Source organism: Pseudomonas sp. B3(2017) (genome assembly GCF_002113595.1).
In the GTDB taxonomy this organism is placed as follows: domain Bacteria; phylum Pseudomonadota; class Gammaproteobacteria; order Pseudomonadales; family Pseudomonadaceae; genus Aquipseudomonas; species Aquipseudomonas ekonensis.
In genome coordinates this window covers 42,917-64,281 of record NZ_NEIU01000005.1, presented here as the reverse complement: position 1 = coordinate 64,281, position 21,365 = coordinate 42,917, and the positions used below count along the sequence as shown (strand labels likewise).

The following is a 21,365-nucleotide window of genomic DNA, read 5'->3' as shown; positions in this document are numbered from 1 at the left end:
CTTGATTTGGATGCTACTACGAGTCATCTGATGATGCTGGTGATTGCAGCTGATACTTCAGGCACAAACTGGAGTGACGCTGTTGACCGCCAAAAATCGGCATATGAAGCGTGGGTCTCCATTCTTTCTGTTATCGAAACAGATCCAATGCCAGCGCTGGATGGTCGATCGACGAGGGGGGCGCCGCCAGCCGCTGAGTAGCGGGAATTAGCTCAAATCAATTCGTCGTACGGGCTAGGAGTGATCTGTTTGAGAATGCGCCGGCCAATCCAGCGAACGCACGGCACGGCCTTGCTGTTGCCGATCGCCTTGTAGCGTGGGCCGTCAGGGCATTCGCTGGCGGGTTTACCGCGCCACGGGATCAGCGTGTAGTCGTCTGGCATGCCCTGGAGGCGTTCGCACTCGCGCGGGACGAGGCGGCGGACGTCCGATGCGACCACGAGGGTGTCCTTTTGGGTGGACGGGTTGCTGTGGCTGCGGAAGTTGGCAGATCTGAGCGTCGGCGACAGATCTGCCACCATCACAGCGTGCTGCGAACCGTTGTCCAGGGTGTACATCGGCTCGCCGTCCGAGGAGATCCCCAGCCCGTTCTGGGCTTTGCCGCGGGTGGCGTTCTGGATCGCAAGAACGGCATTCTCCTGGCCGCTGTTGCGCCCAAGGGCATGGGCCTGATCCAGCATCACGCAGGGATCTTGCGTGCCGTGCACCACCAAATGGCTGTGACCGTGGTTGGCATCCTGTCCCGAGCAGCCATGCAGTCGTCCATAGCTTGCATCGAGTGTCGCTGCGACGCAGGGCACGTCGTCGTAGCTGTAGCCGCCGGACTTGCGCGCGCCGCCGGCGATGGTTGGGGCCACGAAAAACGTCTCGCTCTCGATGTCCTGCCGGCCTTCGTGATGGGTGAGGGTGGCAGACTGCTCGATCGTGCCGCCCAGGCTGTGCCCGCCGAACGCCGGGACACCTGCCGTCACGCTGACCGCTGGGCCCTCATCTCCTTCCCAGTTGGGGCATCCCCAGGCGCCGCATCGTTCATCGAAGGTGCATCCGCACCCGCACTGGAGCGCAGGGCGGAAAGGAGCTGATCCGGTAAGGTCTTGCCCCTCGCCTCGGCGCGGCGCAGTATCCCGGCGCACGCCGTCGCGCTCAAAAAGTACCTCGATGGGATCGAATCCGTCTCGAGCACTTGCGACAACGAACACACGGCGGCGTCGTTGGGCCAGGCCGAAATATTGGGCGTCCAGGATCCGCCACGCGATTGCTCTTTTGGGTCCATACACACAACCAGCGTCCGGCCATTTCTTCCCTGAAGGCTGCAGTTCGCAGTCTTCCCCAGCAAGCGCGCCAAGAAAGCATCCGAAGGCGTTGCCTTTGTCGCTGAGGACGCCGGGGACGTTTTCCCAGACGATGACGCTGGCGGGCTTTCGCTGGCCTGCTCGAACATAGTCAACTGCATCAGCAAGCTCCACGTATTTGATGGTGAGGGCGCCGCGCGGATCGGTGAGGCCCTCACGCATGCCGGCGACCGAGAAGGCCTGGCACGGGGTGCCGCCGACGAGGATGTCCGGCGCCGCAATCTTGCCCGACAGCACCTGTGCGCCGAGCTTGGTCATGTCGCCGAGGTTCGGCGTGTTCGGGTAGTGGTGGGCCAGCACTGCGCTGGGGAAGGCTTCGATCTCGGCGAACCAGTTGGCGCGCATGCCGAGCGGCTTCCAGGCGAGCGTCGCGGCCTCGATCCCTGAGCAGACCGAACCGTAGGTGATTTCCATGCGGGATCCTTGCCGGCTGGCGTGATTCGTAGAAGGTGGAAAGGCGCTGGCGGACAGCGCCGGAGTGTCATGGGCAGTTGTTCGCACCGCCCTTGGTGGCGGCGCGTGATTGATGTCAGGCGCCTGCGCGATTGAGCTGCTCCACAAGTTGGCTCGGCAAGCCGCGCAGTGTCAGCGTGCCATCGGCCGGATCGAATTCGATCTTCGAGCCGAGCAGGTGCTGCTCGAAGCTGATCGACAATCCCTCGGCCCGGCCGGTGAATCGCCGGAATTTGTTGAGGGTCTTCTTGTCCGGCGGAAGAGTGTCGGACAGCCCGTAGTCGGAAGACTTGATGAAGTCAACGAATGCCTTCGGCTGATCCTCGTTGATCAGCTCGGACAGTTCGTCGAGGGTGATCGGCTCGCCAAGCTTGGCCTGGGCCATCGAGTAGCTGACGAGGGTCTGCGTCTTCTCGCGAGCGGAATCTTCCGGCAGGTCTTCGCTCTCCACGAAGTCACTGAACGCCTTGAGCAGAGTGCGGGTTTCCCCGGGGCCGTCGACGCCTTCCTGACAGCCGATGAAGTCGCGGAAGTAGTCGTTGAGCTTTCGACCCTGTTTTCCCTTGATGTACGAGATGTACTGCTTCGACTGCGGGTTGTTCTGCCATTCGCTGATGTTGATGCGCGCGGCCAGGCGGATGTGATCCAGATCCAGACGCTTAACCGTCATCAGGCTGAGTTCTTCCGTCATGGTCACCGCTTCTGTTTCTTGCACCAGGGCAATGATCAGGTAGTCAGTGAGGCCTTGCCGGTAATGGCAGAAGAGGGCGTGGCCGCCCGTGGTCAGGTTCGACTCTTCCATCAGCCGGGTCAGGTGCTCGACGGAGATGATGCTGAAGTCGAGGAAGTCCGATCCGCCGGCCAGGTATTTGGCGAGCCAGCCGCTGAGTGGGAACGCTCCAGATTCAGCGTGGAAGAACCCCCAGCCTTTGCCGGTGGTGGCGTTGTAGCTTTCATTGAACTGGTTCACCAGGTCGTCGCGCGCCTGGCTCTCGACCTGCTCGGCGCCGCCGAGGAACAGAACTGCCGGCGAGCCGTCGGGCTTTTTGTCGATCTTGTGAATCACGCTATGGAGAACAGGCATTGCGATTACCTCGGGTAGGCGCCGCCCTCCGTGACCGGTGGTGGCAATTTGATTAATGTTGGGGTATTTGTAAATTTTTGCGCGAGAGTGACAAAACATGGATGACAAAACGGGCAAGCTGGATCCGAGTCCACTTTTACAGTTCACTGACTTTCTCGAAGGGTGTTCTGGTAGAACAAAATGGGCATCTGTCAATGCTGTTAGCCACATTCAAAAAGCTATCGACATAGCGGTAATAGACCCTGCTATGGCAGCTTTCCGAGCGGTGTGCGCCGAGGAGGAGGCGGCGACTGCATTACTGTCTTCGCTAAAAGAGCAGGAGTACCCCGGCGCGGACAAGTTGTGGTTCAGAAATCACGCCGATAAGCATGCAGTGGTTTTATTCGTCGGTACCGTTATGCAGTGGTTCAAAAATCGCAAGGAACAAGCTGGCGGACAGTTTGGGCGCCATCGTATTTTTTTCGACGACGTCGATGGTCGCATAGGTTTGCGGATCGGGATTCAACTTGGCCAAACGGATACAGAAGTCCAGCCGACACCACCTCTTCACGTCCGAGCAGAAGGGCCAAAGACGCTTGGCGAGCACTTTCAGGAAGAAATGAAAGAGCTTCTTGGGTTTGAGAAAACTTCGGAAATTCGAGGGCTTATTGATAAACGTGCTAATTTCAGAAATACAATCCTGTATGCAACTCCAGCTGGGATTCCGAAACCCACCGGGGATGTAGGCGCTTTTATAAATAATCAAATAGGGATTGTGAACTCACTATTGATAGCCTTGGCCCTCATAGATCCCTGGCAGGCGCCTAATTACCCGAGGTCTGAAATCGTCACAGTCTCGATAGGAATCTTTGTCGATTTGATGGATCGAGTCAAAAGAGAGGCGGTTAAATGACCGATGGTTTGAGAATCTCATCCCCGGGATCCCGCCTCAATTCCATGATGCTCTGATTATGAAGTTCTATCGCCACGTTATCGCTAATCACAATTTCGTGGCGCGCTTTCAACGCTTCCCGTGCAGCTTCAGGCCCAAGCGAATGCACATACCGAAGGCAACCCTCAATCACCGAGGCCTGTTCGGTATCCTCGTTCCAGACCAGCTTCTGCCGCGTGCCGAGCCTGCACCGGTGCCGCAGCTCCTTCTCGTCGAACGCGATACGCTTCAGTGCGGCCTTCGCCGATCTTTCTTGTCCAGTTTTGGCCATGGCCTACCTCTTCGATTCCGCTGGCGGGCATGTCCAGCCAGGTTTTCCGGCGGCGGGCGCCGGCCAGTTTGTTGATCCGCCTCATGCAGCCCTCTGCTGATTCCACACGCCGACGGCGTCGAACACCCGGGCGGCCTGCTCTTCACTCAGCGACACTTCGGCGGGGATGGCGATCCAGCCCGAGGCGACCTGGTGGTTCGGGTTCGACTCGGCGATGAGATCCTGGTAGGTGCCCTCGATCACGTCCTCGAGGTGCGCGGCGAGGTAGTTGCCCTGGGGTGCAACCTCCACCGACTTTGTGTAGCGGTGCCCGCGCTGATCTCGGCACTGGACGCTGAGGTAGATCGTCCAGCGGTGCGGGATGTCGCACACCGCGTTGGCGATCTGCTGGCCGGGCGGGATGTTTTTGCAGTTCACCCAGTTGACCATGCCCTGGCGCCCGCTGGGGTCGATGTTCACCACGGCGACGTGGTTGGTGCTGAGCAGCGCCCGGCAAGCGCGTTCCAGCCGGGCGCGCATGTTGTGGGGCTTGCGTTTGCTCATAGTGAGTCCGCCATTTTGCGAATGGCGCCGCGGTCGGCCGGCGACAATTTCTTGCGCCGGCGCTGGAGCACCGTTTCGGGGTCGATGTTCTGGGAGCGGGGCCGCGGCTGGGTGCGCGGGTGGCTCTTCAATTGCTCGATGCGGCCGCCGGCGGCGAGGAACTGGGCGACCTGGCCGGAGATCGCCTCGGCGCTTTCTCGCTGCTGCTCGACTAGGTTGAGATGGTTGCTGATCATGCTGACCTCACTTGATCCGGATTGAGCTTTCACCGCGCTCAAGATGCGCCCAGGCTGGCTCGGGAGAAAGTTCATGCTCGGCGTCCTCGCCGGCCTCGATGCGTTTGCGCACGGCGTCGTTGTGGTCTCGGATTTCCTTGAGCCTTGCGGCGATCGACTTCTTGTCGGGAGTGAAGACTGTCTTCGTTTCGATGAAGTCGTCCGGGATCTCATCCTCTTTGTCGACGATGACCTTTTCAGGTGCCAGGGCGAGGGTGATGGTGAACAACGGCCGCTTGATCGACTTGATCTCAGCGGCTTCCATGTTCCGGCGTAGGTAGTCGCTGATCTGTGCGACACCGTTCTTCTTCACACGCTTCAACTCGTTCAGTCGATCGACCTCTTTCTCGATCGCGTCGATATCACTCTCGATGTTGCGGCGCAGCATGACGATGTTGTCGGCCTTGATCTCGAATTCGCCTTGGATCTCGTCCATGGCATGCTGTAGGGCTTCTTTCAGACCCTCATCGTCGGTGTCAGCCATTCCCTGCAGTTCAGCAAGCTTGCCGGTCAATGCGTAGAGTTGAGTCATGCTGCGTCCTCACGTTCAGCGGCTTCAGTGATGCGTTTCCACTCCAGCGAGATGCGCTCGGCGCCTTTCGTGTCTTTCCGCAGGCTCAGTTTGCGCACCGCCACGTCGTGGATCTTCTTCAGTTCCTGGGCTGATTGCGCGCCGCCCATGGTTTCGATGACAGACCTGATGTAATCGAGCCGCTCCTGCTGCTGGCGGTCGATCTCTTCCTGCTTGTCTTCAGCCTTGGCAATGGCGACTTCGTCGCGCACTGTTTCGACATAGGCGGCGTCGTCGAACAGACCCATGTGAATGTCCGCGGCGAACCCAAGCGGTTGGAGGCACTTACCGATGGCATCGGTGAGTGACTTCTTCGCTGCTTCCCAGTCGGTGATGATCTTGCCTTGCTGCAGGAGAACGAACGGTGTGTGCCCGTAGTGCGTCACGGTGCATTTCTGTCCGCCTTCGCCCTGGTACCAAAGCTCGACCTTGACTGTGTGCACCTTCGCGTAGATCAGAGGCGCGGTAGGCCATTCCTTGGTGGGTGCTTGAAGTGGAGCTCCTTCGTCGAATCGCTCTTCAATGACAGTCCACCCCCAGCCTTCGCCACAAGGCCCGAAGACCTCAGTGGCTTTTCGCATCAGGTAGGTCGGTTTGATGGCGGTACCCTTGAAACCACCCATCCCTGTGAAGTTCTTCGTGGCACTTGGGTCGGTCGTGTTGACCTGATCCCAGATCCGCATATTCGTGGACATGACTGTTCCTTGCCGCGCCGAGCGCAGCGATTGAGTGCTTGGTTCAGGAGGTGATGCGGTCGGCGAGGGCGCTGAGCAGCATCAGGAAGGTGATCACGGAGAGGGCGGAGAACGAGCCTCGCCAGATCAGGACGCGGCGCAGCCATTGGCGACTGGTCATGGCGACACTTCGAGGCTAAGCAGTCGCTCGCCAAGCGTGATCCGCGCAGCGACACGCGTCCGATCCACGCCGGTCAGGTCTGCAATTTCGCTCAGGGTGTGGCCCTGCCGACGCAGCCTGGCGCAGCGTTTCGCCGTTGCCTGCTGGCGCTTCAGGGCGCCTTCGCCGCTCACCGGAACACCCGGTAGGTGATCGAGTGCGGCACCTGGCAGACGCCAGACGAGTCGCGCACCACGCTGTAGGCGGCCAGCAGGGATATCAGAAGGGCAGCCATGGCCCAGTAAGTGAGCCTCATGGGCGAACCCGCACGGCGATCCGCCGGCCCTTCATCGTCGACGCCAGGCGCCGCGGAAGGTCTGCGACCAGATCCTCGCGCTTGCGGCCGATCACCTCGTTGAAGGGCAGACCGAAGCCGAGGATCGCGATCTTGCGCTCGATGTCTTCGATCTGCTCGTCGATCAGGGTTTTAACGGGGGCCGTGCTCATGCTGCCTCCTTACGCCGCTGACAGAGGTCACGCAGGCGTTTGCAGTAGTGGTTGAACTCGTCGATGGTGATGGCGCCGTCGGTGAAGAGGCGGGTGATCAGCCCCTGAACCAGCAGGCTGACCTCGTCGTCTCCCGGCGACGTGGCGACGCCTTCGAGCGCTTGGTCGATCAGTATGTGCGGGCTCAAAACCCGCACTCCTGTTCCACGCGATCGCTTTCACGTTTCGCATCGCGATACCTGTTGGCATGCCTTGCCACAAGGTCGCCGGCCAGTGCTCGAACGAGGAGCGGATCGCCACCCACGGCCTCAACGGCCCAGGCGTGCAGCATCCCGTCGCCACCGCGCCTGATCAGCTCGATCAGTATCTTCTCGATGCACCGATCTGGATCCGGGTTCGCGGCCATGTGGTCAGCCAGCGCTTCAGGCAAGTGATCGGCGTTGACCAGGACGAGGTTCCGGCCAACGGGGTTCGGAGCCTCTACATGGTTCCGAGAAAGCAGGTCGTCGACTGACGCGCTCAGCCATTCCTGGCCGGCCTGCGTTTCGAGGAAGTCGTCTTCTGGGATGAGCTTGCGTAGAGCTGACATGGTCGCCTCCAAATCGGCGTTACTGGGCGTTCTGCTGTTCTTGCTTGATCTGCCTGGCCTTGACGGCGCAGTTGGCGTGCTGGACTCGCCATCCGCCAGCGTGGCGCTCAAAGTGGCCTTGGCCTACCTCAACGCGCATGTTGCAGCGGTAGCAGGTGCCCGGGTGCTTGTTGCGCATGGCGCCTCCTGGCTGAGTAGTTAATCGGTGGGTGGCGCCGGGAGTGGCTGCCAGTGGGTTGGCTTTATCTTGTGTCCCCAGCCTGGGTGGACGTACCAGACATCGTCATAATCATGGCTTTCTGGCGATGCGCAGCGCTTTTCGTGGCAAAGCTCAGCAGCGGCGACTGTCTTCCTTTCAAGGGCGTTCACGAAGCAGGCCAGAACTTTTTCGTTGTAGGCAGGCAGTTTGTCGCTGCACTTGATCCAGCTGCTCATGCGATATACCCGCCAGGCAAAGTGACAACGATCTTCTTCGCCATGGCGTCATGCATCCGGCCTTTGGCACAGTCGTGGACGTCAGGACGAGGTTTGGTTGGTGATGACTTGCGTTTCATGGCGACCTCCGGTGTGCGGTTGATCCAACAAAACTCGCAATGCACTCATCCGCTCCGCTGGTTGCCGTTGGGCGCGAAGGGGAGTGCATTCGGGATTGGTCGGGGAGGGGTGCCGGTTACGTCTACGGCGCGGGCTTCACCGCCGTGGTGCTTGTTGCTGGCTTGATTACGCGCAAGCTACCCCGCGTTGATGCAGAAGGCCGGTCGCTACGTCCGGCTATCCTCATTGGGCCGACAAAGCCTTTCTCTCAGGTTCCGGCTATAGCCCCAGCAGGCATACCGGACGTCGCTCACAGCGGCTGGCATTACAGGCAGTTTTTCAGGTGGGCGCCTATCCGTTGCCCTGCGTGTCTGCTTTCCACGCCGCTTCCGCATCGGGGTGTGATTTGCAGGGTGGGCCCACTCGGGCGACCTCCAGCTTCCACAGCTGGCGAGCTAAGCCTCGGTTATGGCTACAACTTCAGCGCTTGTGCACAGCGCTTATGCTTCGCCATACCTACGCAACCCCTGGCGCCATCGCGAATGACCGCTTTAGGGTTAACACTGCTCTACCACCCTGCAAATCACACCCCGATGCGCTCTCTTCGAGAGGATCGGGCAGTTAACGACAGGCTGTCGTGGCGCTGGTTGTTCAGTCTTGTTCGTCTGCTTCGATCATCTTTTCGATGTCGGCGGCGGCGGGCTTCTTCCAGTTCTTGATCTGGCCTGTTTCCAGGTCGATGTTGAGCATCAGGTAGTCGCCGTAATGCTCGCCAGGGAAAAAGTCCGGCACATAGCCTTCGTAGCGGCCTACTTCCTCGCCCTGAGCGTCTTTCAATCCACCCGCAAAGCCGTCGCGCACTTTGATGCACAGGTGAAGCTCAGTCACGTCTACCTGAACCGTCTTCTGCTGATTGATTTGCATGCTGCTGTCTCCGGTTGATTTCCCGTCAGCTCCTCGTGAGAAGAGCTGCCAGTGAAATCGTCATGGGAGTCGAGCAGCCAACTGCAGGCGCAGATGTAAGCGGGCGCGGTGCTGGTGGAACCACTGAATCATCTCGGCTTTGGCCGGGGCCCATCCGGCTGCTTCCCGACACTCAGCCATGAAGCCCATGATGTTTGTTGCTACACCGCGAGCGCGGCGAGCCTTGAACTGCTCCATGGTTTCGCCTTCGGCGCGGAACTGGTTGTTGTTGCGCATTTGGATACCCTCCGGTTGTCATCCCAAAGCCCGCTCAGTGAACGGGCTTCAGTGATGCTTTCCGCCGTGACCCGCTACTGGCGGCCGTCATCGGCTTCTTCAAATTGTTCCTCCAGCCGCGGGCCTTTCGGCTTGTCCTCCCGCTGGATAACTGCTTTCGGCGCTTTACGCTGCACGCCCGGGTCAGTTGCCAACCCTCTGAACCGTTGAGGCCGGTTCATCGCTGCCTTCGAATCTGGGCCGGTGGTGATCCGGCAAGTGGTGTCGCTAAAGAGCGGCGCGGCTTTCGCTGCTGGGCCGGTGATGCGCTGGCTTGTGGGCAAATATAGGCACACCCATATTTCATGTCAATGGGTATTCCCATAATTTTGTCTTTACCCATATTCCGGTCGATGACCACACGCGGCCAACCGCCTGATTGAAACCTGGCCAGCTGATAGAATCGCGCGAACAAACCATGGAGGTGTGGATGCGCGGACTATTGGTGGTGAGCTTGGCGCTGGTCGTAGCTGGATGCGGGGGAGGGGATATTGAGCGTGCGCGAACGGCAGTTGCTCAGCGTCTGAAAGATCCTGATTCGGCGAAATTCAGAAATGAGCGGCCTGCGCCAGCTGGTGGCATTTGTGGAGAGGTCAATGGGAAAAATGCTTTAGGTGCCTACTCTGGATTCTCCCCGTTCCTTGCCACGAAGAATCCAGCTGGCTTTGATGTGATCATCGATTCCACGCTTTCAGATCCGTTCGTCAGTAAGGTCTGCGGGTACGCTATCGCTGAAGATCCCAAGCAAGTACTGGAGATCCCGGGCACTCAATGGTCAGTCCAGGTAGCATCAGTTAGCAGTGAGGAAAAAGCGGAGAAGGTAAGCCGAGATCTTGCCGAATCGGGCTGGAAGCCTTACACGCTACGAGCCGACAACAAAAGTCGTATTTTTCTTGGGCCATTCTCGACTAGGTCAGAAGCCAATGCAGTTATTGGCGACTTGGCGAGCAAGAAGGCCTTGAAGGGGTTTGTGCTGCGATACCAAGTGCCAGAGGCTGCGAGCAACTAACGTGAGATAGGTCCTGGTAGGTCAGGAATGAAAAGCCCGGCACTTGGCCGGGCCATTTTACCTTTTCAGCTCAACGAGAGGTTTTTTCTTCCAGCGCTTGGCGGCACGTTCAAGGCATTGATAATACGTGTTTTTTTGCTCTTCTTCGCGCACCGCCTCGATATAGGGCCTCGCCTGAGCGTAGGTTCGTAGCACTGTATTGTAGTTTGCTTCACGAAGCATATTTTCATCGTAAATTCCTTGCCGGAGTCCGACGAAAATCCTTTCCCAGTGATTCAGGACGTACCGAATCTGGTTCGCATCATCTGACTGTTTCTTGCCGTCCTTTGCAAGGGCGCGGATATTTGAGTCATCAGAGTTGTGTAAGCGTTGCAAACATTTATAGCCTTCGCTGAGCATGTCATCTGAGCGAGTTCCAAACATCATGTCGGCAGTTTGCTTCTTTCTAGCTGTGTTGCGAGCGCTGATCACGGATGTGATAGCTACAACAACACCGGTCATAATCATGAAGCCCCTAAAGGCTTCACTGCTCAGGATGTCAACGATGTGGCACCAGAGCGCATTTAATAAATCCATTTCCCCAACTCTCCAGACATTAAAAAAGGAGGCCTAAGCCTCCTTCTTTGGAGCTACAAAGTGAATTTTAAAGCTTAGAAGCCTTCATATTCATCACGGATGCTTTTTACGATCATGTGCTGTGCCTCCATAAGTCCATTTTTCCTTAGTTCGATACCCCCAGAATAGGGGCGCTTCGCTTGTCGCCGCTTAGCGTCCTGCTAGCTGGCTTCAAGATTTTCGACAGCGAAAACGATCGAATGTTCGATCGAGCGCTGCCATGTGCGCGTTTGATACCATCTGTGCTACGGTTCAAACCAATTGATTTATCCTATATGCCAAGGTTGAAAATCGAAAAGTCGGTACTCAGTCTACAGAATGGCAACGAACTCGAGGATTTCAAGCCCCCTGAATCATCTTGAATACATAGCCCACCAGAACACATGGCCAAGGATCGAGATCTGCTGCTCCTGGACATCCTGAAAGGTGTAGTCTTCGTCTGGGTGATCATCGCGGTTGAAGCTGCGCAGGCGGATACCAGCCGGGATGCGGTACACTTGCTTAACGCGGAGCTGGCCGTGATGGTTGATCGCGTACATCTCGCCATCGACGATGTCGCCGAATGAGTTTTTCCCCATGTTGATGCCGACGGTGGCGCCATCGCGCAGCACCGGAACCATGCTGTTCCCGCTGACGGTCACGCACTTGGCGTTGCTGAACTGAACGCCATTCTGGCGCAAATCCTTCTTGAAGAATCGAAGCCGAGAGCTGTCGCTTTCCTCGATCGCAAATCTCCCAGATCCAGCAGCCAATTCGACTTCGTGGAGGAAGGGGACATAGACCTCGTCATCATCGAGAGGGGTCTCGTCGTCCCACGTCTCAATAGTGCCAAGCTTCACGCCGGGCTGAGTTTGCTCAGCTGGCCGGGAGCCCGCGCCCTTAAGCATTTCGCCTACGCCTTCGGCCAGCCACATGGGCGATACGCCACATACAGAAGCAATCTGGGCTGCGAAAGCTGTTGCCTTCGATTTTCCTCTCTCCAAGTCGGAGATTGAGGTCTGTGTAATGCCGGCGCGCTCCGCGAGCTCGGTTTGATTGAGCTGGGCGTGCCGGCGAGCTGCCTTGAGGCGATCTTTGAATTCCATGAGCGAAGTATTACGGGCGCTCCCATAACCTTGCAAATCGGTATTCCCGTAACCTACTATATGGGTATTCCCGTATGGAGGGGCGTCATGAACGCAATTTATAAGGGCCTCGTTGATCACTTCGGCACCCAGGAGGCCACTGCCGCAAAGCTCAAGGTTGATCAAAGCACCGTTTCCGGCTGGGTTCGGGGAAAGCACGGCATGTCTCCAGTAGTTGCCAAGCGAGCGGAGGCGTTGACCGAAGGTGCTTTCAAAAAGGAAATCCTTTGTCCGTCGTTCCCTTGGGCCGAGATGGCCGCCTGAGCAACATCCCTGTCCGCCGATCCATTGAAGCCAGATTAGAAGAGAGCAGTCCCCATGGAAACGTCCAGTCCAAGACACGCCGAGCAAACCCGTGACCAGGTTCTGGTGGCGCATGCCGCCAACCAGATCGCCCGAACCAGCCTGAGCCAGGATGACTTTGCCCAGGCCTTGAGCCGGGAGATCTACGTGCGCGTGCCGGAGGTGAAGATCAAGGACGCCAAGGTTCCAGACTTCGCTGAGTTGGCGCGCTTGAACGACGTTAGCGAGTTCGTGAAGGCGACCGGCCGCTGGCTGAAGCGCGTCCAGCGCTGGCTGTCTGGCGAGCAGGAAATGCCGTCGTGGCTCGAGGAGTCCTGGGTGAATGCGCTGGAGCCCGAGTTTCGCGACCACTGCATCAACGAGCTGGCCGGCCGCCACGGCTTGACCGGCGCCCGCCAGATGCAGAGCGAGCAGTGCGCCAACAAGAGCTTCGGTGCGCTGATCCGCGCGCTGGGCGATGTGATCGACACCGGCAGCGAGGTCTTCGACGACCAGAAGATGTGTGAGGAGGACCTGCCGCACCTGCCGGCGTTCGCCAAGCAGTGCCGCCAGGTCGAGGCGCGGGCGGGTGAGCTCGGACGGAAGGCCGAAGCCCTGCTGGCGAAGCACAAACCGAATTTGAAGATCGCCTGAATCCCGGGCACAAAAAAGCCGGGATTGCGCCCCGGCTGATTCGTTAACACCTGATGAGGCCGATTATGCAGAGCCATTCCCAATTCAGCAATACCCCAACCAATGTCGCGACACGTTTTTCGGATTATGAAAACGTGTCGCGTACCACCATGTCCTCCCGCGAGATCGCCGAACTGACCGGGAAGCGTCATCCGGATGTGAAGCGAGACATCCAGTCAATGGCAAAAGACCTTCTGGAAGATGTGAGCAGTTTTGCTCACATCTATCTGGACGGGATGAACCGCCAGCAGACCGAATACCTCCTTGACCGCGAGCACACCGACTGCCTGCTGACCGGCTACAGCGCCGCGATGCGCATGGCGGTCATCAAACGCTGGCGGGAACTGGAGGAGGGGGCCGGCAAGGTAATTGCCACGCTCCCGAACTTCGCGGATCCGGTCGCCGCGGCCCGCGCTTGGGCTGATCAGGTCGAGCAGAAGCAGGTCGCCGAGCATGCCCGCCTGCAGCTCGCAATCCAGGTCGAGGCCCAGGCCACGAAAATCCACTCCATGGAGAACCTGTTCAAGGAGGGGATGACCCCGGCCCAGTTCTGCAAGGGCCTCAATGGGGTCAACGTCATGCAGGTCAGCAAGTACCTTGAGGGCCGCAACTGGCTCTACAACGAGAGCAAGAGCGGCCTGCGCTTTCGTGTGGCGTCCTACGCCCGCGACAAGTACATGACAGAGCACCAGCAGGAGATCACCCCGCACGGCCGGGAACCCTTCATCAGCTACACCCCTGTGCTGCTGCGCAAGGGAGCTGTGCGCCTGTACGACCTCTACCTCGCCGGCGAGCTGCCCATGAAGAAGACCTGGGACGGCCTGTTCACCCACGACAAAGCACTCAAGGGGGCCGCGTGATGGCTCGTATCCGTACTGTGAAGCCTGAATTCTGGTCGAGCGAGCAGGTGATGTCCTGCCGTCCGCTGGCTCGGCTGCTGTTCATTGGTCTCTGGAACTTCTGTGACGACGGCGGCAACCACCCTCTGGCGCCGCGCACCATCAAGGCGTTGGTCTTCCCGGGCGACGACATCACCGCCGACGAGGTGAGTGGATTGCTCGGCGAGCTGGAGGGGGCCGGCCTGATCCAGAGCTACTGGGTCGACGGCAAGAACTACTTCCACGTGCGCGGCTGGAAGCACCAGAAGATCGAGAAAAAGAACTTCAAATACCCTGGTCCGCCATCCGAATTCGACGACCAGTCGGCGAATGATCTCCAACCAGTCGTCGAGGAGTCGTCGACTGGTAGCCGACCGCTCGACCCCGTAAGGGAAGGGAAGGGAATAGGAGAAGATCAACACAACACTCAACGCGCAGGCGAGGAAAATTCGGCCGACCCAAAGTCTCCAACCGAGATGACCCTTGACTGGGTTCCCGACGAGAGGCTGCTGAAGGCCTACGCGACGCGCATGGCGATCCCCATCGACGCTTTCACCAGCGAAGCCACGGCAGCCTTCGTCTGCCACTACTCGGCCTCTGGCCGCTTCGAGACGCAGGCGTCCTGGGTGAGCCTCCTGGTGAAGTGGGTGAAGCGCGACCGAGCCTCGGAAAGCAATGTTCACCCATTCCCGCAGCGACGAACGCCTTCCGAGCCTGACTTCGACAGCACCGGTTGGGCCCGTGACCTTGTGGTGAGCCCATGAAGCCGGCCAACCAACTGATGGCGACCATGGGCAACCTTCCGCCAGCCAATCACGTCCAGCCGCTGCAAGTGACTCCGCAGACGGCCGAAGTGGTGAACGACCTGTTCCGTCGCCTGCGGGGGATCTTCCCGGCTTGGCGCCAGGCCTGGCCATCCACCGAAGCGTTGGACGCTGCCAAGGCTGAATGGATCAAGGAATTCGCCGATTCCGGCATCCGCTCCTTGGAGCAGATCGAGTTCGGTATCCAGAAGTGCCGCAAGCTCAAGAAGCCTTTCGCGCCGAGCGTTGGTGAGTTCATCGCCATGTGCGCGCCCAGCCCGGAAGATTTCGGCATGCCCACGCCGGCCGATGCCTGGCTTGAGGCGCTGATGGGCACCTACAGCCATGAAGCCGTGAAGCTCGCGGCGGAGGCTACCGGCCTGTTCGACCTGCGCGCGGCAAAGCAGGAAGACAAGGGGCTGCGCGCCAGGTTTGACCGCAACTACGAGGTCATCCTGCGTCGAGCCCAGGCGGGCCAACCCATTGACGGCAAGATCGCCACAGGCATCGGCCACGACAGTCAGAAGAGCGAACTGGAGCTCGCCGAGGAATTCGCCAGCCAGCGCCAAGCACGGCTGCTCGCCACTCAGGGCGTCCCAACCACTGGCGCCGCGGCGCGGGCGCAACTGCTGGCCAAGTTCGGCAGGAAGAACAAGGAGCAACGGACATGACCATCGACAAACAGAAACTCCAGTCCCTGCTGTGGAGCGAGGTCGCTTCCTGGAAGGCTGACTGCGCGGAGTGGAAGCGCAGCACCGAGGCCCTGCAGGAGTTCCTCGGGGAGAAGACCGTGGAGGAGGTGGCGCTGGAGCTGCTGGCCGAGAACGAACGGCTTACCGCTTCGCCTCAGCATCAGATCATCCGCGCGGCGGTCACTGAAGCCGTGAAGGGCATTGCTGATGCCGCGGCCGCCGATACCAAGGCTGGGACGCTCAAGGTGATTGAGCAACTCAAGGCCGAGAACGAGGCGCTGCGCAAGGACGCCGAGCGGTATCGGTGGTTGCGGGATGGGACAGCAGTGGGCCCGAACATCCAGGTCGCCGAATGGCATGGCCCTCATGAGTACCCGATGGCTGGTGTTGAGCTTGATTCTGCTATCGACGCCGCCTTGAGTGAGGCGGTGCGGACATGACCGACAAGATCAGCGTCAACTGCCAGGCCAAGCTCTCCGAGGCCATCACCAGGCTCAGCGCAATGTTCCGCGACAAGAAGTTCGTCGTGGTGTCGCTGCGCCCGGGCAAGGACCGCACGCTCGACCAGAACCGGTTGTGGTTCGCGATGTACAAACGCATCGCCGAGTCGACCCAGATCGGCGACGAGGCCGACGCCCGCCGTTACTGCAAGCTCCACATCGGCGTACAGATCCTGCTGAACGAGGACGCCGGGTTCCAGGCCGAATGGTACAGGGTCATGCGTCACCTGCCATACGAGACGAAGCTGGCCATGATGGGCGGCTGCCACCTGTTCGGCCCGGATGGCTTCCCGGTGACCAGTCTGTTCAATCGTGCCCAGGGCGTGGCCTACACCGACCGCATCGTGGCGCGCTTCGCACCTGAGGGCGTGCACTTCGATGACCTGCTGAGCCAGGAGGCCGCATGACCATTGAACGGAAGCCGCCTCGGCCCAAGAAGTGCCGCGTGCCAACCTGCAGGGCCTCATTCGTCCCTGAGCGCATGGGGCAAGCGGTTTGCAGCCCCGCATGCGCGCTGAAGGATGCGCCGCGGAATGAGCAGAAGGCGAAGAAGGCCATCGACCAGCGCGAACGCCGCGAGATCAAGGTGCGCAAGGAGAAGCTGAAGAGCAAGGCAGACCATGCCCGCGACACCCAGCAGGCCTTCAACGAATGGGTGCGCCTGCGAGACGCCGCGCTGCCATGTGTGAGCTGCGGACGCCATCACGACGGCCAATACCACGCCGGGCATTACCGGACGGTTGCAGCCAACCCAGAGATCCGGTTTGAGCCGTTGAACGTCCACAAGCAGTGCGCACCCTGCAACAACCACAAGTCAGGCGACATCCTGAATTACCGGATCGAGCTTCTGAAGCGGATCGGCGCCGAGGCGCTCGCCTGGCTCGAGGGCCCGCACGAGCCGAAGAAGTACACCACTGAAGACCTGAAGGCGATCACCGCCGAATACCGGGCCAAGGCCCGTGAACTGAAAAAGGGGCAGGCAGCATGAAATTGATCAACGCTCGTCAAGCGTGGACAGACGCACAGCATGAGTCGAACGCCTCAATCAGCGCGGCGGCGGCTGACCGGGCCAAATCCGCAACCGTCATCAGGAAGGAGAAAGCCGCGCTCCGGGAGATCATCTTCGCCGCCCAGGGCGAGGACAAGGAAGCGCGCATCATGGCTGTTCGCCAGAAGATCAGCATTGCCGAAACGCGCCGCACACCTATTGGTCGCTCGACACATCGAGCCGCTCACCTGGTCACCATGGGGAAGGTGCAGAAAGCAATCGAGTCGCTGCCATTTCAGGTGCAGCAGCTAGGGCACTACCTCTACCACCCATGCATGACCGTCGTGCACATGCTCAACGCCGAAAAGCTGATTTGGTCGGATACGGACTTTAGCTCGCTCACCGACACGAAGGCGGCGAAGGTACATTGCCTGATCACCTGCGCGCTGCAGTCCTACAAGGCCGAAGCGAACGGGGGTAGCGCATGGGGGCCGGCTCGGGTGTCCGACGCCATGATGAAGCTGTACGGCATCACCATCCAGCCCAAGCACTGGGATCGTGATTGGCTCGACATATGGAATTTCCTGCGCAAAGCGATCGAGGAAGTGGATATTCAGGCACAGCAGCCAGTTTGGCAGGTTATTCACGCAGAAAAATCAGAGGATGCGGCATAAAGGTGTTGCTATGGTGGGGAATTTGATGTACTTTTCCCACACTGCGCAACTTACCTCCAGCGCACGACAACATCGAAACCCGGCCACCGCGCCGGGTTTTTCGTTTCTGATCCTCGCTGCTCCGTGCTGCATTTGGCCGCCACCTGACGGCCCTTTTATTCACGCTGCCTCGACAGACACCTTAAGGCGTTTGCCCAGGGCGGCCAAAGCGTTCTCGATGGCTTCCATCTTCGATGTGTGCAGGAAGTCGACCAGGCGATCACCCTGGGTCTGAGCCAAGCCAAGAAGGCGGCACAAATCAGCTTTGCGCATATCGCGAGCCATCATCTCGTTCCAGAGAACGATCTTGGCGACGGTTACCGCCGGCAGGCGAACAACATGCTGGCCCGGTTTTGGTTGCGATGCTGGTGGAATTGCACGGCGTTGGTCGACATAGATGGACAGTGCCGTCTCGATGCCGTCCACCGACTCTCGCAGCGCATCGGCGATATCGTCGCCCGCGCTGTTGAATTCTGGTAGGTCGTCGCAGGTAACAGCGACACCTGGGTTTTCGTCTTCGTGAATAGTTACTGGATAGTCAAACATTTCTAGCCCTCCAATCGGCGGCTCTCTGTTGAATGTTTGGTGGGTGATGAATGCGAGTGAGCTGGGGCTCATTCAAGCCCCAGCTGTTTGATGATTCCTTTACGGGTTGGCTCTTTCATTTCTTTTGAGCCGTGGTCCGCAAAGACCGTCTGCTTGCCGTTGTAGTAGATCTTGAAGTGGCTACCACCTTTGCCTGCTTCGAAGATCACCCCTCGGGCCTTCAACCATCGCCTGAACTCGCTGTATTTCATCACCTCGCCTCGTTGCTTGGATGAGGCCAGTTTACCACTATTTTGTGGTAATACAACTAATTTGTGGTATTTCTCTAATCATGCCCACGGAGTCGAGCGCATGGAGTTATTGCAGCGCCTGCTCGACAAGATCGACAGGTTGGAATTGCTGATCGCAGGACTGGTCGGCGCTGTCGTCGCAAGCTGGTGGCACAAAGACGACCTGGCGGACTGGCGCGCCTGGCTGATCTTCCTGATCACCGGGATTGCCTGTTCGCTGTACCTGACCAGCATGGTCAGCGCCTACCTGGGCGTGACGGAGCCGAGGATTGTGGCCGGCATCGGCTTCCTGCTCGGCACCTTCGGTGGATCGCTGCTCGCCGCCATCAACCGGGCCATCAAAGCCGCCGACCTCTGGGCGCTCATCCGCCAGCGGTTCGGGGGAGGCAACCCACCATGAACATCGAACTGATCAACTCCATCGCTTGCGGCTTGATTGCCTTGTGGGCGACCTGGTGTGTCCTCAGCGGTCGAGTGCGGGACGGGATTGTCGGCAAGCTGATCTATTCGACGATCGCCATCAGCGGCTTCGTCGTGATGAACCGTGACCAGAACATCTTCATGATGGGGCAGACCACTGCCGGGATCACGCTGCACGTTGCCCTGGCGCTGGCCGGCATGCGCCACATCTTCATGGTCATCTGGTGGCAGCGGGTGAAGGCCTGGCTGTGCCGGACGCTGAACTGTGAACACTGCCTGCGCTGCGAGAAGGCGCCAGGCGGGATCGACCGGCGGGCCAAGTAAGGCGCGCCACTTAACCAACGCGCCGAACCGAGGCGCACATAAAGGGAATTTCTATGAACATCAACACAACCCAGATCCACTACAACGACATCAAGCTGAACCTGTCTGCAGATGACCTGAAGGCAGCGCTGGTCGCCAAGTACGGCGATGCGGCTTCGCAGATTCAGGGCCAGGACGTTGTCCTCGTGGCTGCCGGCTACGACCAGTTCTATCCGGAGTCGGGCGTGACGCTCACCTTCGCCCAGCCGCTGGAAGGCCATAACGGCTGATCGGTTCATCAACGAGCGGGGATGTCGCGACACGTTTGTCGAATCAGAAAATTGTGTCGCGACACGCGACGAGGAGAGCAGCATGGATAACCAGCACAAGAAGATCACCGGCTACCGCGATTTGACCCAGTCGGAAATCGACGGCATGAACTCGATCAAGGCTCTGGAAGCTGACGCCGGCGAACTTTTCAAGCAGATCGGTCAGATCGAGGGCGTTGATCCGCGACTGTTGGCGTTGGCCAAGACCAATTTGCAGCAGGGCTTCATGTGGTTCGTTCGCTCGATCGCCAAACCCGCCGACCCTTTCAGCTGAGGTGAGCCATGGCCGACGAATCTGGCGAACACGTCCATTCCTGGGATGATGGCCGTGGCTGTCGCGAAGTGATCATCGACGGAAAGCTCGCGACCCATGTGATCTGGTGCGACACGAAAGCTGGTGTCGCCGTGGTCGCCGATCAACCCCTCAAGGCATCCGATGGCGAGACCATTGACGTCCATCCTGTATGGGGGGAGATCCGGGTCATCTACTGCGGTGGCTACACGCGGGGCAAGCAAGTATTCCGATTCGGGGAGGCTCCAATCATATGACGACCATTGCCTACAAAGACGGCGTGATCGCCTACGACTCTCGCGTCACTCGCGGCTCACTCATCGACCACGATGACTACGAGAAGCTGATCTACAGAAATGGGCATCAGTTCCTGTTCACGGGTTGCAGTGCGGACTTTGCTGCCCTGATGGATGAGTTCTTCGGCGTGAAGGTCAGCGATAAGCCTCTCGACGCGAGCGGGCTGGTCGTCACCAATGGACGGCTTTGCCAGATTGGCCGGGATGCAGAAAGTGGATTCTGGTTGGACGATGTGTGGATGGAGCGCCCGTTTGCCATCGGCAGCGGACGCGACTTCGCGCTCGCAGCGATGGATATGGGGGCAACTGCCAAGGAGGCAGTTGAAGCCGCGGCAAAACGTGACACCTATACCGGCGGCACCATCAGGACGCTCAGAGTGATTTAGTCGCGGTAAGGCTCGATTGTTTGTCGCTTAACCGGGAACCAAAGCCACTCGCCTTCTTGTATCGGTGTGTGGAAGTTACGCTTCACCTCACACATGCAGTCCGTGCCCTTGTTGCCGGTAACCGAGAGAATTTGAGCCGAATACCAGCCATTGAAAGGCTCGGTTTTCAGTCCGAGCCATGCAGTGCCTTGGACTGTACCACCAGGCCCGTCGGCCCCAACGTAGAGAGAGCGCTCGCCGGGGTTGAAGAAGATTGGCACCGCAGTGAGCCTGATTTGGCTATCAGATCCTTGGTCAACATCAATTTCAGCTGTTTCGAAATCCACTTTACGGCTCCCGCGTTGAGTTGATCGTTACCAATACCGGCAGCGCTCCATTATTTCAAGCTCAAGGTGATCCATGGACAGGCCATACCCACCAGTGTCACTGCTTGATCTGTCCGACCTGTCCAACTTCGGCATCCGCCTAACGCCGGCGCCTGAGGTCTGGGAATGGCTCCAGGCGGAGATCCTCGCCGACACCGGCAGCATCCACAACGAAGAGCATGCCCATCTGATCGATGCGGACATTCGTGTGCTGTGGGCGTCTGCCGCCTTCACCAAGAAGGGACGGACAGTTGTCGGCCAGGCTGAGCAGGTGGCGTTCCGCGCCGGCGGTTGGCAGAAAGCCCGAATGGAGCAACAGATGCGTGACTGGTTCGGCGACGTGCCGGCCTACATCATCACCCTGGCCGCCGACTACTGCTCCCAGTGCTCCGACGCCGACTTCTGCGCGCTGGTTGAGCATGAGCTGTACCACATTGCACAGGCGACCGATAAGTACGGCCAGCCAGCATTCACCCAGGAAGGCTTGCCCAAGCTGGAGATGCGCGGACACGACGTTGAAGAGTTCGTCGGTGTCGTCCGCCGCTACGGCGCGAGCACGGCTGTCCAGGAGTTGGTGGACGCTGCAAACAATCCTGCCGAGGTGGGGAAAATGAACATTGCGAGGGCCTGCGGAACCTGTCTGCTCAAGTCGGCCTGA

Annotated in this window: 38 protein-coding genes; 18 read left to right on the top strand and 20 right to left on the bottom strand. The window is 59.2% G+C overall.

Features of this window, described 5'->3' with window-relative positions; all coding sequences use genetic code 11:
- Nucleotides 1-212: 212 nt before the first annotated feature.
- Nucleotides 213-1,766, bottom strand: a complete 1,554-nt coding sequence (locus CAG33_RS09230; RefSeq protein ID WP_085638027.1) for a DNA cytosine methyltransferase — start codon at nucleotides 1,764-1,766, stop codon at nucleotides 213-215.
- 115 nt (nucleotides 1,767-1,881) lie between these two features.
- The gene (yejK, locus tag CAG33_RS09225; protein ID WP_085638023.1) at nucleotides 1,882-2,889 is read right to left on the bottom strand and encodes a nucleoid-associated protein YejK; all 1,008 of its coding nucleotides are present in this window, start codon (nucleotides 2,887-2,889) and stop codon (nucleotides 1,882-1,884) included.
- Between the two features lie 97 nt (nucleotides 2,890-2,986).
- On the opposite strand from yejK, the gene CAG33_RS28220 reads away from it, so the two are divergent.
- The gene (locus CAG33_RS28220) at nucleotides 2,987-3,781 is read left to right on the top strand and encodes a hypothetical protein (RefSeq protein WP_139833001.1); all 795 of its coding nucleotides are present in this window, start codon (nucleotides 2,987-2,989) and stop codon (nucleotides 3,779-3,781) included.
- On the opposite strand, the gene CAG33_RS09215 is transcribed toward CAG33_RS28220, so the two are convergent.
- The 13 genes from CAG33_RS09215 to CAG33_RS09165 form a co-directional block, all read right to left on the bottom strand.
- Entirely contained in the window at nucleotides 3,774-4,091 is a 318-nt protein-coding gene (locus tag CAG33_RS09215) for a hypothetical protein (RefSeq protein WP_085638016.1), read from the bottom strand. The two genes, CAG33_RS28220 and CAG33_RS09215, sit on opposite strands and share 8 nt — an antisense overlap.
- Nucleotides 4,092-4,172: 81 nt before the next feature.
- Nucleotides 4,173-4,634: a hypothetical protein gene (locus tag CAG33_RS09210; RefSeq protein WP_085638013.1), complete on the bottom strand. Its 462-nt coding sequence runs from the start codon at nucleotides 4,632-4,634 to the stop codon at nucleotides 4,173-4,175.
- Complete coding sequence (locus tag CAG33_RS09205) at nucleotides 4,631-4,870, bottom strand: hypothetical protein (protein ID WP_085638009.1); 240 nt, start codon at nucleotides 4,868-4,870, stop codon at nucleotides 4,631-4,633. Before CAG33_RS09205 ends, CAG33_RS09210 begins: the two co-directional genes overlap by 4 nt.
- Nucleotides 4,871-4,877: 7 nt before the next feature.
- Nucleotides 4,878-5,441, bottom strand: coding sequence for a siphovirus Gp157 family protein (locus tag CAG33_RS09200; protein WP_085638006.1), 564 nt, complete (start codon nucleotides 5,439-5,441; stop codon nucleotides 4,878-4,880).
- On the bottom strand, nucleotides 5,438-6,175 hold the full coding sequence (locus tag CAG33_RS09195; protein WP_085638003.1) for a hypothetical protein: 738 nt from the start codon (nucleotides 6,173-6,175) through the stop codon (nucleotides 5,438-5,440). Before CAG33_RS09195 ends, CAG33_RS09200 begins: the two co-directional genes overlap by 4 nt.
- Nucleotides 6,176-6,504: 329 nt before the next feature.
- Nucleotides 6,505-6,630, bottom strand: coding sequence for a hypothetical protein (locus CAG33_RS28740; protein WP_256576725.1), 126 nt, complete (start codon nucleotides 6,628-6,630; stop codon nucleotides 6,505-6,507).
- Nucleotides 6,627-6,821 (bottom strand): hypothetical protein, encoded by a 195-nt coding sequence (locus CAG33_RS09190; RefSeq protein ID WP_085638000.1) that lies wholly within the window; start codon nucleotides 6,819-6,821, stop codon nucleotides 6,627-6,629. The genes CAG33_RS28740 and CAG33_RS09190 overlap by 4 nt, the downstream gene beginning before the upstream one ends.
- Complete coding sequence (locus CAG33_RS09185) at nucleotides 6,818-7,009, bottom strand: hypothetical protein (RefSeq protein WP_085637997.1); 192 nt, start codon at nucleotides 7,007-7,009, stop codon at nucleotides 6,818-6,820. The genes CAG33_RS09190 and CAG33_RS09185 overlap by 4 nt, the downstream gene beginning before the upstream one ends.
- A complete protein-coding gene (locus tag CAG33_RS09180) occupies nucleotides 7,006-7,410 on the bottom strand; it encodes a hypothetical protein (RefSeq protein ID WP_085638275.1) in 405 nt (134 codons plus the stop codon). The genes CAG33_RS09185 and CAG33_RS09180 overlap by 4 nt, the downstream gene beginning before the upstream one ends.
- Before the next feature lie 19 nt (nucleotides 7,411-7,429).
- Nucleotides 7,430-7,588: a hypothetical protein gene (locus CAG33_RS28485; protein ID WP_170929968.1), complete on the bottom strand. Its 159-nt coding sequence runs from the start codon at nucleotides 7,586-7,588 to the stop codon at nucleotides 7,430-7,432.
- A gap of 20 nt (nucleotides 7,589-7,608) precedes the next feature.
- Entirely contained in the window at nucleotides 7,609-7,845 is a 237-nt protein-coding gene (locus tag CAG33_RS09175) for a DUF551 domain-containing protein (protein WP_085637994.1), read from the bottom strand.
- 750 nt (nucleotides 7,846-8,595) lie between these two features.
- On the bottom strand, nucleotides 8,596-8,868 hold the full coding sequence (locus CAG33_RS09170; RefSeq protein WP_085637991.1) for a hypothetical protein: 273 nt from the start codon (nucleotides 8,866-8,868) through the stop codon (nucleotides 8,596-8,598).
- A gap of 60 nt (nucleotides 8,869-8,928) precedes the next feature.
- Nucleotides 8,929-9,144, bottom strand: a complete 216-nt coding sequence (locus CAG33_RS09165) for a hypothetical protein (protein WP_085637988.1) — start codon at nucleotides 9,142-9,144, stop codon at nucleotides 8,929-8,931.
- A 469-nt stretch (nucleotides 9,145-9,613) separates the two neighbouring features.
- Here CAG33_RS09165 and CAG33_RS09160 point away from each other — a divergent pair, with 469 nt between their 5' ends.
- A complete protein-coding gene (locus CAG33_RS09160) occupies nucleotides 9,614-10,192 on the top strand; it encodes an SPOR domain-containing protein (RefSeq protein ID WP_170929967.1) in 579 nt (192 codons plus the stop codon).
- A gap of 57 nt (nucleotides 10,193-10,249) precedes the next feature.
- Here CAG33_RS09160 and CAG33_RS09155 read toward each other — a convergent pair whose 3' ends face one another.
- Together CAG33_RS09155 and CAG33_RS09150 are read right to left on the bottom strand one after the other, a co-directional pair.
- On the bottom strand, nucleotides 10,250-10,768 hold the full coding sequence (locus CAG33_RS09155; protein ID WP_085637981.1) for a DUF4760 domain-containing protein: 519 nt from the start codon (nucleotides 10,766-10,768) through the stop codon (nucleotides 10,250-10,252).
- A gap of 392 nt (nucleotides 10,769-11,160) precedes the next feature.
- Nucleotides 11,161-11,892, bottom strand: coding sequence for a helix-turn-helix transcriptional regulator (locus tag CAG33_RS09150; RefSeq protein ID WP_085637978.1), 732 nt, complete (start codon nucleotides 11,890-11,892; stop codon nucleotides 11,161-11,163).
- Between the two features lie 87 nt (nucleotides 11,893-11,979).
- On the opposite strand from CAG33_RS09150, the gene CAG33_RS09145 reads away from it, so the two are divergent.
- The 9 genes from CAG33_RS09145 to CAG33_RS09105 all read left to right on the top strand — a co-directional run bounded on the left by CAG33_RS09145 (nucleotide 11,980) and on the right by CAG33_RS09105 (nucleotide 17,441).
- Entirely contained in the window at nucleotides 11,980-12,195 is a 216-nt protein-coding gene (locus tag CAG33_RS09145) for a YdaS family helix-turn-helix protein (RefSeq protein ID WP_085637975.1), read from the top strand.
- A 54-nt stretch (nucleotides 12,196-12,249) separates the two neighbouring features.
- Nucleotides 12,250-12,867: a hypothetical protein gene (locus tag CAG33_RS09140; RefSeq protein WP_085637972.1), complete on the top strand. Its 618-nt coding sequence runs from the start codon at nucleotides 12,250-12,252 to the stop codon at nucleotides 12,865-12,867.
- A 65-nt stretch (nucleotides 12,868-12,932) separates the two neighbouring features.
- Nucleotides 12,933-13,766, top strand: a complete 834-nt coding sequence (locus tag CAG33_RS09135; protein ID WP_085637969.1) for a Rha family transcriptional regulator — start codon at nucleotides 12,933-12,935, stop codon at nucleotides 13,764-13,766.
- A complete protein-coding gene (locus CAG33_RS09130; protein WP_085637967.1) occupies nucleotides 13,766-14,548 on the top strand; it encodes a DnaT-like ssDNA-binding domain-containing protein in 783 nt (260 codons plus the stop codon). Before CAG33_RS09135 ends, CAG33_RS09130 begins: the two co-directional genes overlap by 1 nt.
- Nucleotides 14,545-15,258 carry a replication protein P gene (locus tag CAG33_RS09125; protein WP_085637964.1) on the top strand — a complete coding sequence of 238 codons (714 nt, stop codon included), beginning with the start codon at nucleotides 14,545-14,547 and terminating at the stop codon, nucleotides 15,256-15,258. Before CAG33_RS09130 ends, CAG33_RS09125 begins: the two co-directional genes overlap by 4 nt.
- A complete protein-coding gene (locus CAG33_RS09120) occupies nucleotides 15,255-15,719 on the top strand; it encodes a hypothetical protein (RefSeq protein ID WP_085637961.1) in 465 nt (154 codons plus the stop codon). The genes CAG33_RS09125 and CAG33_RS09120 overlap by 4 nt, the downstream gene beginning before the upstream one ends.
- Entirely contained in the window at nucleotides 15,716-16,186 is a 471-nt protein-coding gene (locus tag CAG33_RS09115) for a hypothetical protein (RefSeq protein ID WP_085637958.1), read from the top strand. The genes CAG33_RS09120 and CAG33_RS09115 overlap by 4 nt, the downstream gene beginning before the upstream one ends.
- Nucleotides 16,183-16,767 carry a recombination protein NinG gene (locus tag CAG33_RS09110; RefSeq protein ID WP_085637956.1) on the top strand — a complete coding sequence of 195 codons (585 nt, stop codon included), beginning with the start codon at nucleotides 16,183-16,185 and terminating at the stop codon, nucleotides 16,765-16,767. The genes CAG33_RS09115 and CAG33_RS09110 overlap by 4 nt, the downstream gene beginning before the upstream one ends.
- Nucleotides 16,764-17,441 carry a hypothetical protein gene (locus CAG33_RS09105; protein ID WP_085637953.1) on the top strand — a complete coding sequence of 226 codons (678 nt, stop codon included), beginning with the start codon at nucleotides 16,764-16,766 and terminating at the stop codon, nucleotides 17,439-17,441. Before CAG33_RS09110 ends, CAG33_RS09105 begins: the two co-directional genes overlap by 4 nt.
- Nucleotides 17,442-17,600: 159 nt before the next feature.
- Here CAG33_RS09105 and CAG33_RS09100 read toward each other — a convergent pair whose 3' ends face one another.
- Nucleotides 17,601-18,026 (bottom strand): type II toxin-antitoxin system HicB family antitoxin, encoded by a 426-nt coding sequence (locus CAG33_RS09100; RefSeq protein ID WP_085638272.1) that lies wholly within the window; start codon nucleotides 18,024-18,026, stop codon nucleotides 17,601-17,603.
- Between the two features lie 68 nt (nucleotides 18,027-18,094).
- Nucleotides 18,095-18,277: a type II toxin-antitoxin system HicA family toxin gene (locus CAG33_RS09095; protein ID WP_085637950.1), complete on the bottom strand. Its 183-nt coding sequence runs from the start codon at nucleotides 18,275-18,277 to the stop codon at nucleotides 18,095-18,097.
- A 100-nt stretch (nucleotides 18,278-18,377) separates the two neighbouring features.
- Between CAG33_RS09095 and CAG33_RS09090 the strand changes: the two genes are divergently transcribed.
- The 6 genes from CAG33_RS09090 to CAG33_RS09065 all read left to right on the top strand — a co-directional run bounded on the left by CAG33_RS09090 (nucleotide 18,378) and on the right by CAG33_RS09065 (nucleotide 20,342).
- The gene (locus CAG33_RS09090) at nucleotides 18,378-18,716 is read left to right on the top strand and encodes an MFS transporter (RefSeq protein ID WP_085631545.1); all 339 of its coding nucleotides are present in this window, start codon (nucleotides 18,378-18,380) and stop codon (nucleotides 18,714-18,716) included.
- Nucleotides 18,713-19,060, top strand: a complete 348-nt coding sequence (locus tag CAG33_RS09085; RefSeq protein WP_085637947.1) for a hypothetical protein — start codon at nucleotides 18,713-18,715, stop codon at nucleotides 19,058-19,060. Before CAG33_RS09090 ends, CAG33_RS09085 begins: the two co-directional genes overlap by 4 nt.
- Nucleotides 19,061-19,113: 53 nt before the next feature.
- Nucleotides 19,114-19,329: a hypothetical protein gene (locus CAG33_RS09080; RefSeq protein ID WP_085637944.1), complete on the top strand. Its 216-nt coding sequence runs from the start codon at nucleotides 19,114-19,116 to the stop codon at nucleotides 19,327-19,329.
- 82 nt (nucleotides 19,330-19,411) lie between these two features.
- Nucleotides 19,412-19,642, top strand: coding sequence for a hypothetical protein (locus CAG33_RS09075; RefSeq protein WP_004573849.1), 231 nt, complete (start codon nucleotides 19,412-19,414; stop codon nucleotides 19,640-19,642).
- An 8-nt stretch (nucleotides 19,643-19,650) separates the two neighbouring features.
- Nucleotides 19,651-19,917, top strand: a complete 267-nt coding sequence (locus CAG33_RS09070; protein WP_085637941.1) for a hypothetical protein — start codon at nucleotides 19,651-19,653, stop codon at nucleotides 19,915-19,917.
- The gene (locus tag CAG33_RS09065) at nucleotides 19,914-20,342 is read left to right on the top strand and encodes a proteasome subunit beta (protein WP_085637938.1); all 429 of its coding nucleotides are present in this window, start codon (nucleotides 19,914-19,916) and stop codon (nucleotides 20,340-20,342) included. Before CAG33_RS09070 ends, CAG33_RS09065 begins: the two co-directional genes overlap by 4 nt.
- Here CAG33_RS09065 and CAG33_RS09060 read toward each other — a convergent pair.
- On the bottom strand, nucleotides 20,339-20,668 hold the full coding sequence (locus CAG33_RS09060) for a hypothetical protein (protein WP_085637935.1): 330 nt from the start codon (nucleotides 20,666-20,668) through the stop codon (nucleotides 20,339-20,341). The genes CAG33_RS09065 and CAG33_RS09060 overlap by 4 nt on opposite strands.
- Nucleotides 20,669-20,741: 73 nt before the next feature.
- Here CAG33_RS09060 and CAG33_RS09055 point away from each other — a divergent pair, with 73 nt between their 5' ends.
- Nucleotides 20,742-21,365 (top strand): putative metallopeptidase, encoded by a 624-nt coding sequence (locus tag CAG33_RS09055; protein WP_085637932.1) that lies wholly within the window; start codon nucleotides 20,742-20,744, stop codon nucleotides 21,363-21,365.

Coding starts and splice junctions, on each gene's coding strand:
- CAG33_RS09095 (WP_085637950.1), bottom strand. CDS start 18,277: ATGAAATACAGCGAGTTCAGGCGATGGTTGAAGGCCCGAGGGGTGATC.
- CAG33_RS28485 (WP_170929968.1), bottom strand. CDS start 7,588: ATGCGCAACAAGCACCCGGGCACCTGCTACCGCTGCAACATGCGCGTT.
- CAG33_RS09125 (WP_085637964.1), top strand. CDS start 14,545: ATGAAGCCGGCCAACCAACTGATGGCGACCATGGGCAACCTTCCGCCA.
- CAG33_RS09195 (WP_085638003.1), bottom strand. CDS start 6,175: ATGTCCACGAATATGCGGATCTGGGATCAGGTCAACACGACCGACCCA.
- CAG33_RS09175 (WP_085637994.1), bottom strand. CDS start 7,845: ATGAGCAGCTGGATCAAGTGCAGCGACAAACTGCCTGCCTACAACGAA.
- CAG33_RS09070 (WP_085637941.1), top strand. CDS start 19,651: ATGGCCGACGAATCTGGCGAACACGTCCATTCCTGGGATGATGGCCGT.
- CAG33_RS09090 (WP_085631545.1), top strand. CDS start 18,378: ATGGAGTTATTGCAGCGCCTGCTCGACAAGATCGACAGGTTGGAATTG.
- CAG33_RS09100 (WP_085638272.1), bottom strand. CDS start 18,026: ATGTTTGACTATCCAGTAACTATTCACGAAGACGAAAACCCAGGTGTC.
- CAG33_RS09120 (WP_085637961.1), top strand. CDS start 15,255: ATGACCATCGACAAACAGAAACTCCAGTCCCTGCTGTGGAGCGAGGTC.
- CAG33_RS09180 (WP_085638275.1), bottom strand. CDS start 7,410: ATGTCAGCTCTACGCAAGCTCATCCCAGAAGACGACTTCCTCGAAACG.
- CAG33_RS09155 (WP_085637981.1), bottom strand. CDS start 10,768: ATGGATTTATTAAATGCGCTCTGGTGCCACATCGTTGACATCCTGAGC.
- CAG33_RS09115 (WP_085637958.1), top strand. CDS start 15,716: ATGACCGACAAGATCAGCGTCAACTGCCAGGCCAAGCTCTCCGAGGCC.
- CAG33_RS09160 (WP_170929967.1), top strand. CDS start 9,614: ATGCGCGGACTATTGGTGGTGAGCTTGGCGCTGGTCGTAGCTGGATGC.
- CAG33_RS09150 (WP_085637978.1), bottom strand. CDS start 11,892: ATGGAATTCAAAGATCGCCTCAAGGCAGCTCGCCGGCACGCCCAGCTC.
- CAG33_RS09055 (WP_085637932.1), top strand. CDS start 20,742: ATGGACAGGCCATACCCACCAGTGTCACTGCTTGATCTGTCCGACCTG.
- CAG33_RS09210 (WP_085638013.1), bottom strand. CDS start 4,634: ATGAGCAAACGCAAGCCCCACAACATGCGCGCCCGGCTGGAACGCGCT.
- CAG33_RS09135 (WP_085637969.1), top strand. CDS start 12,933: ATGCAGAGCCATTCCCAATTCAGCAATACCCCAACCAATGTCGCGACA.
- CAG33_RS09140 (WP_085637972.1), top strand. CDS start 12,250: ATGGAAACGTCCAGTCCAAGACACGCCGAGCAAACCCGTGACCAGGTT.
- CAG33_RS09165 (WP_085637988.1), bottom strand. CDS start 9,144: ATGCGCAACAACAACCAGTTCCGCGCCGAAGGCGAAACCATGGAGCAG.
- CAG33_RS09230 (WP_085638027.1), bottom strand. CDS start 1,766: ATGGAAATCACCTACGGTTCGGTCTGCTCAGGGATCGAGGCCGCGACG.
- CAG33_RS09205 (WP_085638009.1), bottom strand. CDS start 4,870: ATGATCAGCAACCATCTCAACCTAGTCGAGCAGCAGCGAGAAAGCGCC.
- CAG33_RS09200 (WP_085638006.1), bottom strand. CDS start 5,441: ATGACTCAACTCTACGCATTGACCGGCAAGCTTGCTGAACTGCAGGGA.
- CAG33_RS09065 (WP_085637938.1), top strand. CDS start 19,914: ATGACGACCATTGCCTACAAAGACGGCGTGATCGCCTACGACTCTCGC.
- CAG33_RS09130 (WP_085637967.1), top strand. CDS start 13,766: ATGGCTCGTATCCGTACTGTGAAGCCTGAATTCTGGTCGAGCGAGCAG.
- CAG33_RS09110 (WP_085637956.1), top strand. CDS start 16,183: ATGACCATTGAACGGAAGCCGCCTCGGCCCAAGAAGTGCCGCGTGCCA.
- CAG33_RS09170 (WP_085637991.1), bottom strand. CDS start 8,868: ATGCAAATCAATCAGCAGAAGACGGTTCAGGTAGACGTGACTGAGCTT.
- CAG33_RS09190 (WP_085638000.1), bottom strand. CDS start 6,821: ATGAGCACGGCCCCCGTTAAAACCCTGATCGACGAGCAGATCGAAGAC.
- CAG33_RS09105 (WP_085637953.1), top strand. CDS start 16,764: ATGAAATTGATCAACGCTCGTCAAGCGTGGACAGACGCACAGCATGAG.
- yejK (WP_085638023.1), bottom strand. CDS start 2,889: ATGCCTGTTCTCCATAGCGTGATTCACAAGATCGACAAAAAGCCCGAC.
- CAG33_RS28220 (WP_139833001.1), top strand. CDS start 2,987: ATGGATGACAAAACGGGCAAGCTGGATCCGAGTCCACTTTTACAGTTC.
- CAG33_RS09085 (WP_085637947.1), top strand. CDS start 18,713: ATGAACATCGAACTGATCAACTCCATCGCTTGCGGCTTGATTGCCTTG.
- CAG33_RS09145 (WP_085637975.1), top strand. CDS start 11,980: ATGAACGCAATTTATAAGGGCCTCGTTGATCACTTCGGCACCCAGGAG.
- CAG33_RS09075 (WP_004573849.1), top strand. CDS start 19,412: ATGGATAACCAGCACAAGAAGATCACCGGCTACCGCGATTTGACCCAG.
- CAG33_RS09215 (WP_085638016.1), bottom strand. CDS start 4,091: ATGGCCAAAACTGGACAAGAAAGATCGGCGAAGGCCGCACTGAAGCGT.
- CAG33_RS28740 (WP_256576725.1), bottom strand. CDS start 6,630: ATGAGGCTCACTTACTGGGCCATGGCTGCCCTTCTGATATCCCTGCTG.
- CAG33_RS09080 (WP_085637944.1), top strand. CDS start 19,114: ATGAACATCAACACAACCCAGATCCACTACAACGACATCAAGCTGAAC.